This window comes from Exiguobacterium sp. SH4S7 (assembly GCF_004336795.1).
Taxonomy (GTDB): domain Bacteria; phylum Bacillota; class Bacilli; order Exiguobacteriales; family Exiguobacteriaceae; genus Exiguobacterium; species Exiguobacterium aurantiacum_A.
On sequence record NZ_SJUT01000010.1, the window covers coordinates 1 to 12,663 of the forward strand.

Genomic DNA, 12,663 nt, shown 5'->3' on the forward strand with positions numbered 1-12,663 from the left:
ATATCGTTCTACAACCATGATCGTCTCCAGAAACGACTAAACGGCTTGAGCCCTGTCGAATACAGGGCTCAAGCCGCCTAGGCTGGTTTTCATTATTTACCCTGTCTACTTGACGGGGAGCAGTTCAATATGAGAAGGAGCGTTTCGTTAGAGGAGTTCTTTCGCGAGCAGACGGTAGACGTTCAATCGCTGTGCTTGTGTATGTTGGATACTGCAAATCATCGCCTCGTCAAAGCCATACTGCACGGACTCGTCCTGCAATTGCACCGCAATCTGTTTTGGCGTCCCGACGAGATGGATGGCCCGGTTGTTGGCGATGTGGATCTTGTCGACTTCGGTGAGCGGGTAATCGTTGGCCGCTTCCGGGCTGAGCAGTTGACGCAGCTGCCCTCTCATCAGGAATAGGCGTGACAAGTCGGACGGACGCGCCAAATATTCCGCCTCTTCCTCCGTTTCGGCCGTCGTCACGAGATACGTGACATTGATTTCAGGCTTCTCCATGAACGCTGACGGTGTGAAGTGATGCCGGTACGTGTCGAGCGTGTCTTTGCTCAGTTCCCCGTTAAAAAATTGGGCGAACGAGTAGCCGACGCCCATGCGGCCGGCTTGGACGGCGCTGTTGCCGCTTGACCCGAGCAGCCAAGCCTCAGGAAGCGTCACCCCGGTCGGTGCGGCCGGCGTCGTTTTGTACCACCGTTCTTCCGGCGTCTCATCGTTGATCAGTTGGAGTGTCGTCTGCAATTTCTCATATAGTCCGTCCATCATCGGCTTCTGTCCTTGCGACATCGCGTAGATGGCGTTGGCGTCGCCACCCGGGGCCCGGCCGACCCCAAAGTCGATTCGACCTGGTGCGAGTGCGCTCAGCGTCTTGAACACTTCGGCCATCTTGAGCGGCGAATAGTGCATCATCATGATGCCGCCCGACCCCAGACGAATTCGTTCCGTCTTCGCAGCGATATAGGCCGCGATGACTTCCGGGGCCGAACTCGCGAACGACATGCCACCGTGGTGTTCAGCCATCCACATCCGGTAATACCCTAACTCTTCTGCCACTTGGGCGAGTTCGACGGCGCTCTGTAATGCATGTTCTGACGTATGGCCGGACGTCACCGGCGCTTGATCGAGGACGCTTAATCTCATCGTTATCATCCACTCCTTATAGTATATATGTTGAACATCTCGATTTTGTAAGACTCGCCGTCATCATACTAAAGTCGACTTGACAATACGAATAGTCCGCTCATCGTGACGCTGTCTTTTTTCAGAAAATTACAACGGATTGTTGCTAGGCACGTAACCCCTTCTTTATAATGAACGAGAAGATGCGATTCCTTCATAGCAAATCACGAAACGCATGATGGGGACATGCGGGTGATATGCGCCAACTACTATTTCGGGGAAATGGGGTAACTAACATGAATCAGACACCAAACAAGCCTGGCCAAGACGGGACATCGTTCACGACCAACGACTTTTTGAAATTTTTGATTCCTTCTTTAATCGGTCTCATGTTTTTCATCGTGCCGATCCCGACCGATGACGGATTCACCATCCCGGTCGCTCTCTTGTCAAACCAGTTGATCGGTTTGATCGGTGATGTCGTTCCGACACTCGCCGTCATCATGATGGGCATTTCCGTGCTCGGTTCGCTTTGGACGTACATGGCCAAACCGGCGTTCGTCCTTGAGCGGCCACACTTCAATTCACTGTTCAACGTCACGCCGTTCTGGTTCGGGATGCGGGTCGTCGGTCTGATTGCCGGGGTGATGACGCTGCTCGTGATCGGGCCGGAGATGATCACCTCCGAGTTCACGGGTGGCCTGTTGCTGTATGATTTGATCCCGATTTTGTTCGCGACGTTCTTATTTGCCGGCATGTTGCTGCCGCTCCTATTGAACTTCGGCCTGCTCGAGTTCGTCGGGACGATGCTCATCAAAGTGATGCGCCCGCTCTTCAAACTGCCGGGCCGGGCCTCGCTCGACTCGCTCGCATCTTGGGTCGGTGACGCGACGATCGGGATTCTGTTGACGACGAAACAATATGAGAACGGCTACTACACGAAACGGGAGGCCGCCGTCATCGCCACGACGTTCTCGGTCGTCTCGATCACGTTCACAATCGTCATCTTGTCGTATATGGAGCTCGATGCTTACTTCTTACAATATTACGGCGCCATCGTCGTGTCAGGTATCGTCGCAGCACTCATCATGCCACGAATTTATCCGTTGTCGAAAAAAGCCGACACCCCATATGAAGAGACCGAGTTGAAACCGGAAGAGCCGGTACCGGCCAACGTCTCGATGCCGAAATGGGCACTCCGTCAAGCGTTGCTCAAGTCACGCTCAAGCAAGAGCTTCGTCGCCACGTTGAAAGACGGTTTCCAAAACGTGCTCGACATGTGGCTCGGTATTTTGCCGATCGTCATGGCCGTCGGGACGATCGCGCTCATCACTGCTGAGTACACGCCGCTATTTACGATTCTCGGCAAACCGTTCGAACCGATTCTGATGCTGTTGCAAGTGCCGGAGGCGGAAGCCGCCGCTCAGACGATGGTCGTCGGTTTCGCCGACATGTTCTTGCCAGCCGTGCTCGGCAGCGGTATCGAGAGCGAGATGACACGGTTCATCATCGCCACTGTATCGGTCACGCAGCTCATCTTCATGTCGGAAGTCGGGGGACTGCTCCTCGGGTCGAAACTTCCGATTTCATTCTTCGACCTCGTCCTCATCTTCTTGCTCCGGACGTTCATCACGCTCCCGATCGTCGTCGGGATCGCCCACTTGGTATTTTGACGACAGAACGCCTCTTCTCATATTTCCCTGAGAAGAGGCGTTGTTTGTATAATAGAGAAAAGGGAGGGGTGCGCCATGGAACATCATTACGCCGGACAGCTCGAGATTGCGAAAAAAAGCTATGCCGGCATCATCGACCCGGAAGCGTATGTGAACGACCGCTATCATGGACATTGGACGGTGAAATCTAAGCAACGGGTCGACGGGGTCCCGGCGTTGCTTCAAAAAGCGTTCAACGGTGGGAAGAATAATTGTACCCTCACATCGATGACGGCCATTTTCCGTTATTACCATGACCACGGCTATCCCAACATCCCTGACGACGTGTTTCAACTCCAACAAGACGCGCGCGAGATCGCCCTCGCCCATCAGTTCAAAGACGAGAAAGGGACACCGCCGACACGAATCAGTGCGATCATCACAAAACTCTGGTCCCGTTATGGCTATGCTGGGCACGGGAGTTCCCGCTATTTATGGAAGTGGTCGACGTTCGAACGGGAACTGGCCGCCGGTCGACCGTTCATTTTGAACATGGCGAACGGATTTTATAAAAATCATTCCGTCACGGGAATCGGCTATATGATCTTTAAAAAGCCCGGCTTCCCGGATGTCGTCTTGCTCGAGGTGCTCGACAATCGCTCACAGAATATCCGTTATATCGACTTCAACGAGTTCAACTTTTGGGGCAGCATCACCCGCGTCCTTCCTCCTAGCGGACAGTAATTGTGATCCCCCCTCTAAATGCGGTATAGTGAAGTATCATTTCATAAGGACGTGTAACCATGCGTATTAACAAATTTATTAGTGAATCCGGCAAGGCGTCCCGCCGCCAAGCCGATCGTCTCGTCGAAGAAGGACGGGTCACGATCAACGGGAAGAAAGCGAAAATCGGGGACCAAGTAAACCCAGGTGACGAAGTACTCGTCAACGGTTCGGCCGCCCGCGTCGCCCGCAACAACGTCTACATCGCTGTTCACAAGCCGGTCGGCGTCACGAGCACGACGGAGAAGAAAGTCAAAGGCAACCTCGTCGACCTCGTCAACCACCCGCTCCGCATCTTCAACATCGGACGGCTCGATAAAGACTCAGAAGGGCTCATCTTGATGACGAACGACGGCGATATCGTCAACGAAATTCTTCGCGCCGAGGGCGAGCACGAGAAGGAATACATCGTCTCGGTCGACAAGCCGATCACACCAGAGTTCGTCGAACAGATGGAAGCGGGCGTCAAAATCCTCGGCCAGAAGACGTTACCGTGTAAAGTTCATCCGCTGTCGAAGTTCGACTTCAACATCACGCTCACGCAAGGACTGAACCGCCAGATCCGCCGTATGTGTGAGACGCTCGGTTACGAGGTATACCGCCTTCAACGCGTGCGCGTCATGAACATCACGCTCGGCAAGCTCCCGCCCGGACAATGGCGCGACTTATCGAAAAAAGAGCGCGAGCAGTTGTTCCGCGAATTGAATTACGAACCGAAAGAATGGTACTGAAACAAGCCCAGACGCTTTTGTCTGGGCTTGTAAGCGTTCATAGAGAAAGACAATCGTTTCTCTAGTTCCGACGATCTCATGTCGTTTAGGCGAAAAATAGTCAAACGTTCACCAAAACGGGAATAGTTCTATACAGATGATTTTGTAACGGAAAAGAGGTGAATCGTCATGAATGGCGCCTTGTTCCCCCGCACCTCGGTCGGCAAGTGGTCGATCATTCTCATTTGCTTGTTCCTCGCCATGTACGTGCCGTTCTTGTTGCTCGACAACTTCGACACGACGTTCACGTCAACGCTTTGGAGCGACAACGCCGCACACATGCTTCGGCTCAGCTACATGACCACGTTCTTCGTACTCGGACTCGGGGCGTTCGTGACCGGCTGGTGGGCCATCTTGAAACAAAAAGAGTACGCCGTCCTCGTCTTCTTCGCGGCCGTCCTCGGTTCAGGATTGTTCGTCCTGCTCGTCATGGAACTTGTCGGGATTTTGGAGTAGCGAAAAAGTAGGGCCTCAGATGAGACCCTACTTTTATTTAGCCGTGACGCCCCCATCGACCGGGAGCTCGATGCCGGTGATATGGTTCGCCTCGTCTGACGCGAGGAACAAGACGGCTGCCGCCACCTCATGCGCCGTCCCTAAGTTCGGCAAGGCGACTTGATTCAAGAAATGCTGTTTATAGTCCGGATGCTCCATATGCGGCGCGCTCATCGGCGTGACGATATAGCCCGGGTGGACCGAGTTGACGCGAATGTTATGTTTGCCGTAATCGACGGCTGCTGCTTTCGTGAGCGAGCGGACCGCACCTTTCGATGCCGTATACGCTCCTGCTCCGGCCATACCGGTCAACGCCGAAATTGATGAGATGTTGACGATCGAGCCGCCGTAATTTTTCTCCATGAGCGGGATCGCATATTGTGTTCCGAGCATGACGCCATCGATGTTGATGCGATACGTCCGCGCCCAGTCGTCTTCTGTCTGCTGTAAAAATGGTTTAGCGAGCGCGATGCCAGCGTTGTTGACGAGAATGTCGAGCTTGCCGCACGTTGCTTGGACTTCTGCGTAAACCTTCTCCCAATCCGTACGTGATGTTACGTCATGGCGAATCGCAAGCGCCTCCCCGTCCTGCGCTCGAATCGACTCGACGACGTTCGCTACTGCTTCAAGATTGATATCGGTCGCGACGACCGTCGCCCCTTCTTTTGCGAACAATTTCGCCGTCGCTTCTCCCATACCACTGCCTGCACCTGTGATGACCGCAACTTTCCCCTTTAACCGCATTAAATTCTCTCCATTCTTAAAATATGATAGTCTAACTATCATAATAATAGACGAGGCACATTTGATTCTCAACGAAACTGCCTGAACACGTTATAATGACGAGACAACAAAGAGGTGATTAGATGAACAAACGACAACAAAATAAAGAAGAGCGCTTGAATCACATCATCGATCAAGCTGAGACACTTTTTTTGAAAGACGGGTTTGAGCGCGTCCAAATGCAGGACATCGCCGACGCTGCAAACATCGGGGTGGCAACGCTGTTCCGCTATTTCCCGAAAAAAGATCAACTGATCGTCGCGGCCGCCATCCATAACTTGACACCGACGCTGCATGTCTTCAAGGAATTGACGGCGCATCCTGGAGACGCTTATTCAAGACTAGAAGCAATACTCGATTATTTGCTTGGGCAACAGCTGCGTCAGACGAGCCACTCCCGATTCCGCGAGGCGTTCGAGAGCTACGCCTCGTTCGTCGCCTCCCCGCTCCCTGGAATCGACGGCTATATCGAACTGCAGCGCCAAATCATGGCGACGCTCGAGCCGCTCATCCAAGACGGGCGGACGGACGGGTCGTTCCGTCACGATATCGACGTGAAAGAGACGGTCATCACCGTCATCAACGCGTTCGGCACGTTCGGCAACAACATCATCTTGAAGTCGCACATCAGCTATTTAGAGAAAGATATCGACCCGACGATCCAACAGCGCGTCTTGAAAGAGATGCTGCTCGCTTACGTGCGGGCATGACAAAAGCCCCTTCGCAATTGAAGGGGCTTGATGTTTAGGCAAAAAAAATGAGCACCTCTCTAAAGAGGTGCTCTCGAAAAGTCTACCGCGTCGAACCACGCTCCACAACGTGCTCCCGAAGGAATGTCCGCCGTCTTACATAGACCAGCTCATCGCATGTACTCAACAATACTCGAATGATGCTTCGTCGTCAATCTTTTGTTTTCATCTACCTTGACATCTCTCCAAAAATTAGGATAATGAAGAGTGTTAGCACTCTTATGTAAAGAGTGCCAAAATCGAACGACAAAGGAGAACGGTCATGACAAAGAAACAGTTTCAAGCCGAATCGAAACGAATTTTAGAGTTGATGGTCCACTCAATCTATACACATAAGGACATCTTCCTGCGTGAGCTCATCTCGAACGCGAGTGACGCCATCGACAAGATGTATTACCGCGCCCTCTCGGACGAGGCGATCGACTTCAACAAGGACGACTATTTCGTCAAAGTCGAACTCGACAAAGACGCACGCACCGTCACAATCCGTGACACCGGGATCGGGATGACGGAAGACGAACTCGAATCGAACCTCGGGATCATCGCCAAGAGCGGTTCGCTCGCAATGAAGCAGGCGACGAAGATGGAAGAAGACCACAGCCTGATCGGTCAATTCGGCGTCGGTTTCTACTCCGCGTTCATGGTCGCCGACCGTGTGACGGTCCGGACCCGTTCAGTCGATAGTGACCAAGGATATCTTTGGGAGTCAGACGGCATCGATGGCTATACGATCGAGCCGACGTCTAAACAAGAGATCGGAACAGAAATCGTCTTACACTTGAAAGCCGACACCGAAGACGATACGTATTCTTCGTTCTTAGAGGAATATGAGATCCGCTCGCTCATCAAGAAGCATTCGGACTTCATCCGCTACCCGATCAAGCTCGACGTGACGAAACACCGTCCAAAAGACGACTCGGAAGAATTCGAGGACTACGTCGAAGAAGAGACGATCAACAGTATGGTCCCGATTTGGCGCAAGCGGAAGAACGAACTGACGGACGAGGACTACACGGCGTTCTACCACGAGAAGCGCTACGGTTTCGACGAGCCGCTCAAACATCTCCACTTGAACGTCGACGGTTCGATCCGCTATCAGTCGATCCTCTATATCCCATCGACGGTCCCGTACGACTACTACACGAAAGAGTTCGAGAAAGGGCTCGAGCTCTACTCGAACGGCGTCTTGATCATGGAGAAATCGCCTGACTTATTGCCGGACTACTTCGGTTTCGTCAAAGGGATGGTCGACTCAGAAGACCTATCGCTCAACATTTCCCGGGAGATGTTGCAGCAGGACCGCCAACTGCGCGTCATCGCTAAGAACGTCAAGTCGAAAATTAAAGGCATGCTCGAGAAGATGCTTCAGAATGAGCGCGAGGACTATGAGAAGTTCTTCGACGCGTTCGGCCGCCAAATCAAGTTCGGCGTCTACGACCAGTTCGGCGCCGCGAAGGATGAGTTGAAGGACTTGCTCCTCTTCCACTCGTCGAACGAGAAAAAGCTCGTCTCGCTGAAAGAATACGTCGAGCGCATGAAAGAGGACCAAAAGTACATCTATTACGCGACGGGCGAATCGATCCATCGTATCGACCTTCTTCCGCAAACGGAACGTTTGAAAGAAGAAGGCTTCGAGATCCTCTACCTCACGGAAGAGATCGACGAGTTCGCTATCAAAGTGCTCCAGTCATATGAAGACAAAGAGTTCAAGTCGGTCGCGAGCGGTGACCTCGGTCTCGACGATGAGGCGGCGAATTCGCTCAATGAAGACAATAAAGACTTGTTCGCCTTCATGAAGACCGAGCTCGGCGATCGCGTCAAAGAAGTGCGCGCGTCAACTCGTCTCAAGTCGCACCCGGTCTGCTTGACGGTCGCAGGTGACGTCTCGATCGAGATGGAGAAGATCATGAACACGATGCCGAACGGCGGCGGCATGAAAGCAGAAAAAGTGCTCGAAGTGAACGCCGACCACGCCATCTTCCAAACGTTGCAACGCGTCTATACGGAAGACGAGGCGAAAGCGAAACAATATACCGATCTTCTTTACCAGCAAGCACTCCTCATCGAAGGATTGCCACTTGAAGACCCGGTAGCGTATTCGAATGCAGTATGTGCGTTAATGGCAGAATGATGAATCAAGGCAGAGGGCGACCTCTGCCTTTTTATGTTTTCCGATAAAACCAGCGTTTCACCGCTTCGTTGAGCAAGACATAGCCGACCAGCAGCCCGAGTAACGTGAATAGAATCGGGAACGGTAACGGATAGAGGCCGAGCAACGACGCGTTCGGCAAATAAGGCACGACAATCGCGACCGCACCGACAAGGATCGACGCGAATAAGAGGATCGGAGCCGGACGACTGTGATACAGAATCCGGCGTGTCCGCATGATCATCAAGATGAGCAGCTCGGTCAAAATCGAGAAGACGAACCAACCGCTTTGAAACACGGACTCGTTCGCATTGAATAAGACGATCAACACTAAAAACACCGTGTAGTCGAATAAGGAACTGACGAGTCCGAAGACGATCATGAAGCGCCGCACTTCTTTCAAATCCCATCGTCTGGGCACACGCACATCCTCGGTGTCGACTCTATCTTGTGAAATGGCCAGGGCCGGGAAGTCGCTCAAGAAGTTGATCATGAGAATCTGTTTCGGTAACAGCGGCAAAAACGGTAAGAACAACGAGGCCCCGGCCATGCTGAACATGTTCCCGAAGTTGGCGCTCGTCGTCACCATAATGTATTTGAGCGTGTTCGCAAACGTCGTCCGGCCGAGGACGATACCGCGCAGCAAGACGCGCAGGCTCTTTCGAACGAGTACCAAATCAGCCGACTCTTTGGCGATATCGACCGCATTCTCGACCGTCAGACTGACGTCGGCCGCATGGAGCGCCGGTACGTCATTGATTCCGTCACCCATGTACCCGACGACGTGCCCGTTTTTCTTGAGCGCCAAAATAATCCGTTCTTTTTGGTTCGGGTCGACCTCGGCAAAGAGTGTCGTCGTCTCGATTTTTTGCCACAATGCCTCGTCCGACATTCGAACCAAGTCTTTCCCGGTCAGGACACCGGTGACTTGCAGACCGACGGCTTCAGCGGTGTGAAGTGCGATCGAAGCGTTATCGCCTGTGATGATCCGGAGGTCGACACCGTGTGAGACAAGTTGACGGATCGTTTCGGCGACATCAGCTTTCGGATGGTCGAATATGAGCAAGAAACCGATGAACGTCATACCGGTCTCATCGTCGACACTGTACTCGTCACGAATCGTCACTCGTTTTTCCGCAACCCCGAGCACCCGGATGCCCTGGGCGCTCCAGTTTTCAAATTGAACTTCTAGCTCCATTCGCGCGAACGAGTCGAGCGGGTGGCTCGTCGCGTGCTTCCATACATGGTCACACGTATCGAGCACACTATGGAAGGCACCTTTCGCCAGCATGCGAACGTCCTGCCCGTCTTGCACGATAACGCTCAAGCGCTCTCGCATGAAGTCGAACGGGACTTCCCCGAGACGCGTCACTGCCGCCACGTCGATCTGGCGGTGGCGGCGAATCATATCGTCTAAGTCGTTCTTCATTCCCGTCTGGAGCGTGGCGTTCAAATAGGTGGCTCGGAACACCTCGTCCGAGGAGACCCCACTCGAATCGACTGCATCGTCGATTCGAATTTGTCCTTCCGTCAGCGTCCCCGTCTTGTCCGTACATAGTACGTCCATGCCCCCAAAGTTCTCGATGGCGGTCAATTTGCGAACGATGACCCCTTCTTGCGCCATTGCTCGTGACCCTTGGGATAGTGTGATACTGATGATGGCACTGAGAAGTTGCGGTGTGATACCGACCGCAAGCGCCACAGCAAACAAGAGCGAGTCGATGACATCCCGCTCGAACCAAACGTTGATAGCGAAGACGACAAGTGTCAGCACGAGCATGATGCGCGTCAACAGATAACCGAAATGACGGATTCCTCGTTCGAACTCCGTCTCCGGAGGGCGGAGCGTCAACCGCTTCGCGATTTCACCGTATTCGGTCGTCCGTCCCGTGTGAACGACGAGCATCGCCGCGTTCCCGCTTTGGACACTTGTTCCCATATAGACGCAGTTGAAGCGTTGTTCTAACGACTGGTCAGGCGCCGTCACGCCGACTTGTTTTTTGACCGCACCCGACTCCCCGGTCAGCATCGACTGATTGACGAAACAATGCTCGCTCGTCAGAAGAATCCCATCAGCCGGCACCAAGCTCCCTGCCGACAGTTCGACGACGTCGCCTGGGTACTAATTCAATGGCAGGCACGTCAATCAAGTTGCCATCACGCCAAACTAAGACGTGGACTTTCACTTTGTCACGCAATTCTTCAACCGCTTTGCTCGCATGAAATTCTTGAAAATAACTGAGGACGGCACTCGCCAAGATGATTGTTAGAATGATGCCCGCATCGATATAGTCACCCGTTAGTGCCGAGATGAGCGTCGCTCCGAGCAGAATGAGAATGATCGGACTTTTAAATTGTCCAAGCAATAGCGCAAGCCGGGTAAAACGGCGTTCTTTGGCGAGCGCATTTAATCCAAATTCGACTTGACGACGCTTGGCCTCAGTAGAACTGAGACCGTGAGTTGATGAGTCGAGTGCTTGGATTAAGTCAATAGAAGGACGGGACCAATATTCATCTGTCTGGACATCTCTCATGACCGTTGCCTTCTTTCATAATGAAAATGAATATGGACGTGGCTACATGAGTTGTATTCCCGTTTTTAGATGAGATGCTTGATTTGTTTTCGTTCAACTTTAAGCAAAAAATAAAGAAATGCGCCTCCATTCGCATGGTCGACGCATTTCTATTAGCGTAAATTATTATAGGTTCCTAACAACTGCATCTGAATTGCTTCCTGCAAGATGTTTTGATCGTCCTCTTGTTCATGAACCTCCGCAATCCGGTGGCCCATCCGTTCAATCAATCCGACGACGAGTGCGTTCCCCATCGTGAAGTAACGTTTGCGATCGGTCATCGTCTCCGTCCATCCATAAGGGAATCCGTTTAGCCCCTCACACTCCTCAGGGCGCAAGTAACGAAGCTTCTTCGTCTGTGGGTCCTCGATGACATGGCTCGAACGGTTGCAAGTCCCTTCGCTCGTCAACATCGTTCGTCCAGGAAGGTCGAGCGAGTCCGGATAAGACATGCCACCTTCAGCATAGATGTAGACGTGCCCGCTCGCCGAGGTCCGCTCGATCTTCTTCGGTCCTTTCAAGTAAGCAAGCTCTTCCTGCTCATTCCGACCCGATTTTTTAATCGTCTCGGTGTCCAAATAATACTGTTCCGGTGCAGGCCCGAACTGTTCATAGACCTCTTTTACGACTTCTCCGAGCGTTTTAGGCGTCTCTCGTTTCGGTAGCGTCTCAAGCGTCGTCACTCTACCACCGGTCATAATTCCCGCGTTGCGATATGTTGCCGAGAACGTATCGGAAATCTCGACGATATCTTCCGGCAGTTGGAAATCTGCTCCCGGATGCTTCTCGCTCGTCAGTTCGTGCACATGGAAAGCAGGTGCAAAGAATCCTGACTCGAGTAACCATTCTTCCGGGTTCGCTTTCCTTGCTCGTTCCGAGTGATTCAAATCTTCCCGTGTAGCGAAGATGAAGATGCGGCGACGACGTTGCGCGAATCCATAATCGGCCGCATTGATGACGCGCCACTCGACCGTATAACCTTGGTCAGCGAAAGCCCGAAGCATGACACTGAAGTCACGACCACGTTGTTTGGCCGGAGATTTCATGAGTCGATCCACGTTCTCCAATAGAACATAAGGCGGTTTCTCCTGCTCGATGATGTTCATGATTTCCCAGAACAGGACGCCTTTCTTCCCTTGGAGTCCTTGCTCGTTCTTCAAGCTGCGCGACACGCTATAGTCCTGGCACGGGAAGCCACCGACCAACAGATGGTGTGGGCCGGCCTCCATCCAAGACAAGGCGATATCCTCGTTCATATGCATGCCTCGTCCTTTGAAACGTTCGGCGTAGCAATCGAAGGCCGGTTGACTCTTCGTCGCCGGTTCCCATTGATTGCCCCAAACCACATCGAATTTGTCAGATGTAGGCTCGGCATTCACGTCTTTAATCCCTTCAAGTGCGATGCGGAAACCTCCTACACCGGCAAATAACTCAACTACTTTAATCAATGGGAACACCCTTTCGTATTTTCTATCTTAAATTTACTCTATTTTTTATATTTACTCAATGGAATTAGTGTATCACGAACGGTGAAATCGATCAACCGATACGCTATAATGGTTATAAATGTAAATTTCAGGAGGTCTTTTT

Annotated in this window: 12 protein-coding genes; 7 read left to right on the forward strand and 5 right to left on the reverse strand. The window is 52.4% G+C overall.

Annotation, left to right across the window (positions count from 1 at the left end; all coding sequences use genetic code 11):
* Positions 1–81, forward strand: an 81-nt coding sequence (locus EVJ29_RS15705; RefSeq protein ID WP_131440828.1) for an IS3 family transposase, incomplete at its 5' end; no start/stop codon positions are given.
* A 66-nt stretch (positions 82–147) separates the two neighbouring features.
* Here the strand turns inward: EVJ29_RS15705 and EVJ29_RS13815 are convergent.
* Positions 148–1,140, reverse strand: a complete 993-nt coding sequence (locus tag EVJ29_RS13815) for an MsnO8 family LLM class oxidoreductase (RefSeq protein WP_131466087.1) — start codon at positions 1,138–1,140, stop codon at positions 148–150.
* Between the two features lie 275 nt (positions 1,141–1,415).
* Between EVJ29_RS13815 and EVJ29_RS13820 the strand changes: the two genes are divergently transcribed.
* The 4 genes from EVJ29_RS13820 to EVJ29_RS13835 all read left to right on the forward strand — a co-directional run bounded on the left by EVJ29_RS13820 (position 1,416) and on the right by EVJ29_RS13835 (position 4,780).
* Positions 1,416–2,792, forward strand: a complete 1,377-nt coding sequence (locus EVJ29_RS13820) for a YjiH family protein (protein ID WP_131466085.1) — start codon at positions 1,416–1,418, stop codon at positions 2,790–2,792.
* 75 nt (positions 2,793–2,867) lie between these two features.
* Entirely contained in the window at positions 2,868–3,515 is a 648-nt protein-coding gene (locus EVJ29_RS13825; protein WP_131466083.1) for a C39 family peptidase, read from the forward strand.
* A 59-nt stretch (positions 3,516–3,574) separates the two neighbouring features.
* Positions 3,575–4,285 (forward strand): 23S rRNA pseudouridine(2604) synthase RluF, encoded by a 711-nt coding sequence (gene rluF / locus EVJ29_RS13830; RefSeq protein WP_071398733.1) that lies wholly within the window; start codon positions 3,575–3,577, stop codon positions 4,283–4,285.
* 168 nt (positions 4,286–4,453) lie between these two features.
* Positions 4,454–4,780, forward strand: a complete 327-nt coding sequence (locus tag EVJ29_RS13835; protein ID WP_131466081.1) for a hypothetical protein — start codon at positions 4,454–4,456, stop codon at positions 4,778–4,780.
* A gap of 33 nt (positions 4,781–4,813) precedes the next feature.
* On the opposite strand, the gene EVJ29_RS13840 is transcribed toward EVJ29_RS13835, so the two are convergent.
* A complete protein-coding gene (locus EVJ29_RS13840) occupies positions 4,814–5,563 on the reverse strand; it encodes an SDR family NAD(P)-dependent oxidoreductase (RefSeq protein WP_131466080.1) in 750 nt (249 codons plus the stop codon).
* Positions 5,564–5,685: 122 nt separating this feature from the next.
* Here EVJ29_RS13840 and EVJ29_RS13845 point away from each other — a divergent pair, with 122 nt between their 5' ends.
* Both EVJ29_RS13845 and htpG read left to right on the forward strand, forming a co-directional pair.
* A complete protein-coding gene (locus EVJ29_RS13845) occupies positions 5,686–6,312 on the forward strand; it encodes a TetR/AcrR family transcriptional regulator (protein WP_131466078.1) in 627 nt (208 codons plus the stop codon).
* A 301-nt stretch (positions 6,313–6,613) separates the two neighbouring features.
* The gene (htpG, locus tag EVJ29_RS13850; RefSeq protein ID WP_131466076.1) at positions 6,614–8,482 is read left to right on the forward strand and encodes a molecular chaperone HtpG; all 1,869 of its coding nucleotides are present in this window, start codon (positions 6,614–6,616) and stop codon (positions 8,480–8,482) included.
* A 31-nt stretch (positions 8,483–8,513) separates the two neighbouring features.
* Here the strand turns inward: htpG and mgtA are convergent, their stop codons facing one another.
* The 3 genes from mgtA to dcm form a co-directional block, all read right to left on the reverse strand.
* A complete protein-coding gene (gene mgtA, locus EVJ29_RS13855; RefSeq protein WP_201739019.1) occupies positions 8,514–10,583 on the reverse strand; it encodes a magnesium-translocating P-type ATPase in 2,070 nt (689 codons plus the stop codon).
* Complete coding sequence (locus EVJ29_RS15515) at positions 10,573–11,034, reverse strand: cation-transporting P-type ATPase (protein WP_201739020.1); 462 nt, start codon at positions 11,032–11,034, stop codon at positions 10,573–10,575. The genes mgtA and EVJ29_RS15515 overlap by 11 nt, the downstream gene beginning before the upstream one ends.
* 152 nt (positions 11,035–11,186) lie before the next feature.
* Positions 11,187–12,521 carry a DNA (cytosine-5-)-methyltransferase gene (dcm, locus tag EVJ29_RS13860; RefSeq protein WP_131441304.1) on the reverse strand — a complete coding sequence of 445 codons (1,335 nt, stop codon included), beginning with the start codon at positions 12,519–12,521 and terminating at the stop codon, positions 11,187–11,189.
* Between the last annotated feature and the right edge of the window lie 142 nt (positions 12,522–12,663).

What these genes read in the sequence shown, in the direction of transcription:
- EVJ29_RS13815 (WP_131466087.1), bottom strand. Translation starts at nt 1,140, where the DNA reads ATGAGATTAAGCGTCCTCGATCAAGCGCCGGTGACGTCCGGCCATACG.
- EVJ29_RS13820 (WP_131466085.1), top strand. Translation starts at nt 1,416, where the DNA reads ATGAATCAGACACCAAACAAGCCTGGCCAAGACGGGACATCGTTCACG.
- EVJ29_RS13825 (WP_131466083.1), top strand. Translation starts at nt 2,868, where the DNA reads ATGGAACATCATTACGCCGGACAGCTCGAGATTGCGAAAAAAAGCTAT.
- rluF (WP_071398733.1), top strand. Translation starts at nt 3,575, where the DNA reads ATGCGTATTAACAAATTTATTAGTGAATCCGGCAAGGCGTCCCGCCGC.
- EVJ29_RS13835 (WP_131466081.1), top strand. Translation starts at nt 4,454, where the DNA reads ATGAATGGCGCCTTGTTCCCCCGCACCTCGGTCGGCAAGTGGTCGATC.
- EVJ29_RS13840 (WP_131466080.1), bottom strand. Translation starts at nt 5,563, where the DNA reads ATGCGGTTAAAGGGGAAAGTTGCGGTCATCACAGGTGCAGGCAGTGGT.
- EVJ29_RS13845 (WP_131466078.1), top strand. Translation starts at nt 5,686, where the DNA reads ATGAACAAACGACAACAAAATAAAGAAGAGCGCTTGAATCACATCATC.
- htpG (WP_131466076.1), top strand. Translation starts at nt 6,614, where the DNA reads ATGACAAAGAAACAGTTTCAAGCCGAATCGAAACGAATTTTAGAGTTG.
- EVJ29_RS15515 (WP_201739020.1), bottom strand. Translation starts at nt 11,034, where the DNA reads ATGAGAGATGTCCAGACAGATGAATATTGGTCCCGTCCTTCTATTGAC.